The 2,957-nt window shown below is 51.7% G+C and carries 1 rRNA gene; it reads right to left on the bottom strand.

Annotated elements, in window-relative coordinates:
- Nucleotides 1-39: 39 nt before the first annotated feature.
- Nucleotides 40-2,929, bottom strand: a 23S ribosomal RNA gene (locus R7M92_RS24710).
- Nucleotides 2,930-2,957: the final 28 nt, after the last annotated feature.

Genomic DNA, 2,957 nt, shown 5'->3' with positions numbered 1-2,957 from the left:
GTTCTTTCATTGAGTCCATCAAAACCCCTTGGGTGTTGTATGGTTAAGCCTCACGGGCAATTAGTACAGGTTAGCTCAACGCCTCACAACGCTTACACACCCTGCCTATCAACGTCGTAGTCTACGACAACCCTTTAGGATACTTAAAGTATCAGGGAGAACTCATCTCAAGGCTCGCTTCCCGCTTAGATGCTTTCAGCGGTTATCGATCCCGAACTTAGCTACCGGGCAATGCGTCTGGCGACACAACCCGAACACCAGAGGTTCGTCCACTCCGGTCCTCTCGTACTAGGAGCAGCCCCTTTCAATTCTCCAACGCCCACGGCAGATAGGGACCGAACTGTCTCACGACGTTCTAAACCCAGCTCGCGTACCACTTTAAATGGCGAACAGCCATACCCTTGGGACCGACTTCAGCCCCAGGATGTGATGAGCCGACATCGAGGTGCCAAACACCGCCGTCGATATGAACTCTTGGGCGGTATCAGCCTGTTATCCCCGGAGTACCTTTTATCCGTTGAGCGATGGCCCTTCCATTCAGAACCACCGGATCACTATGACCTGCTTTCGCACCTGCTCGAATTGTCATTCTCGCAGTCAAGCGGGCTTATGCCATTGCACTAACCTCACGATGTCCAACCGTGATTAGCCCACCTTCGTGCTCCTCCGTTACGCTTTGGGAGGAGACCGCCCCAGTCAAACTACCCACCAGGCACTGTCCGCAACCCCGATAAGGGGTCGACGTTAGAACATCAACACTACAAGGGTGGTATTTCAAGGACGGCTCCACGCAATCTAGCGACTGCGCTTCAAAGCCTCCCACCTATCCTACACATGTAGGGTCAATGTTCAGTGCCAAGCTGTAGTAAAGGTTCACGGGGTCTTTCCGTCTAGCCGCGGGTACACTGCATCTTCACAGCGATTTCAATTTCACTGAGTCTCGGGTGGAGACAGCGTGGCCATCATTACGCCATTCGTGCAGGTCGGAACTTACCCGACAAGGAATTTCGCTACCTTAGGACCGTTATAGTTACGGCCGCCGTTTACCGGGGCTTCGATCAAGAGCTTCGACCGAAGTCTAACCCCATCAATTAACCTTCCGGCACCGGGCAGGCGTCACACCGTATACGTCATCTTGCGATTTTGCACAGTGCTGTGTTTTTAATAAACAGTTGCAGCCACCTGGTATCTGCGACTCTCAATAGCTCCATCCGCGAGGGACTTCACCGTCGAGAGCGTACCTTCTCCCGAAGTTACGGTACCATTTTGCCTAGTTCCTTCACCCGAGTTCTCTCAAGCGCCTTGGTATTCTCTACCCGACCACCTGTGTCGGTTTGGGGTACGATTCCTTACAATCTGAAGCTTAGAGGCTTTTCCTGGAAGCATGGCATCAATGACTTCACATCCGTAGATGCTCGACGTCGTGTCTCAGCCTATCGAGGAGCCGGATTTACCTAACTCTTCAGCCTACGCACTTGAACCTGGACAACCGTCGCCAGGCCCACCTAGCCTTCTCCGTCCCCCCATCGCAATTGTAAGAAGTACGGGAATATTAACCCGTTTCCCATCGACTACGCCTTTCGGCCTCGCCTTAGGGGTCGACTTACCCTGCCCCGATTAACGTTGGACAGGAACCCTTGGTCTTCCGGCGAGGAGGTTTTTCACCCCCTTTATCGTTACTCATGTCAGCATTCGCACTTCTGATACGTCCAGCATGCGTTACCACACACCTTCAACCGCTTACAGAACGCTCCCCTACCCAATGCACTAAAGTGCATTGCCGCAGCTTCGGTTTACTACTTAGCCCCGTTACATCTTCCGCGCAGGCCGACTCGACCAGTGAGCTATTACGCTTTCTTTAAATGATGGCTGCTTCTAAGCCAACATCCTGGCTGTCTGAGCCTTCCCACATCGTTTCCCACTTAGTAGTAATTTGGGACCTTAGCTGGCGGTCTGGGTTGTTTCCCTCTCCACGACGGACGTTAGCACCCGCCGTGTGTCTCCCGGATAGTACTTACTGGTATTCGGAGTTTGCAAAGGGTTGGTAAGTCGGGATGACCCCCTAGCCTTAACAGTGCTCTACCCCCAGTAGTATTCGTCCGAGGCGCTACCTAAATAGCTTTCGGGGAGAACCAGCTATCTCCAGGTTTGATTGGCCTTTCACCCCTAGCCACAAGTCATCCGCTAATTTTTCAACATTAGTCGGTTCGGTCCTCCAGTTGATGTTACTCAACCTTCAACCTGCCCATGGCTAGATCACCTGGTTTCGGGTCTATATCCAGAGACTGAACGCCCAGTTAAGACTCGGTTTCCCTACGGCTCCCCTAGATGGTTAACCTTGCCACTGAATATAAGTCGCTGACCCATTATACAAAAGGTACGCAGTCACAGGACAAGCCTGCTCCTACTGCTTGTACGTACACGGTTTCAGGTTCTATTTCACTCCCCTCACAGGGGTTCTTTTCGCCTTTCCCTCACGGTACTGGTTCACTATCGGTCAGTCAGTAGTATTTAGCCTTGGAGGATGGTCCCCCCATATTCAGACAGGATATCACGTGTCCCGCCCTACTCGATTTCACTGAACACACGTCGTCAACTACGGGACTATCACCCTGTATCGTCGGCCTTTCCAGGCTGTTCGTCTAACGCGTGTAAAGCTTAAGGGCTAGTCCAATTTCGCTCGCCGCTACTTTCGGAATCTCGGTTGATTTCTTTTCCTCGGGGTACTTAGATGTTTCAGTTCCCCCGGTTCGCCCTGTTGAGCTATGTATTCACTCAACAGTAATACCTTATGGTATTGGGTTTCCCCATTCGGAAATCCCAGACTCAAATGGTTTTTACTACCTAATCTGGGCTTATCGCAAGTTAATACGTCCTTCATCGCCTCTGACTGCCAAGGCATCCACCGTGTACGCTTAGTCACTTAACCATACAACCCGAAGGAGTTTCGAGTTGAT

The sequence above is a fragment of the Vibrio sp. Vb2880 genome (assembly GCF_033337975.1).
Classification (GTDB): domain Bacteria; phylum Pseudomonadota; class Gammaproteobacteria; order Enterobacterales; family Vibrionaceae; genus Vibrio; species Vibrio alginolyticus.
The sequence above is the reverse complement of the archived record's forward strand: the minus strand, read 5'-3'. Positions and strand labels throughout refer to the sequence as shown.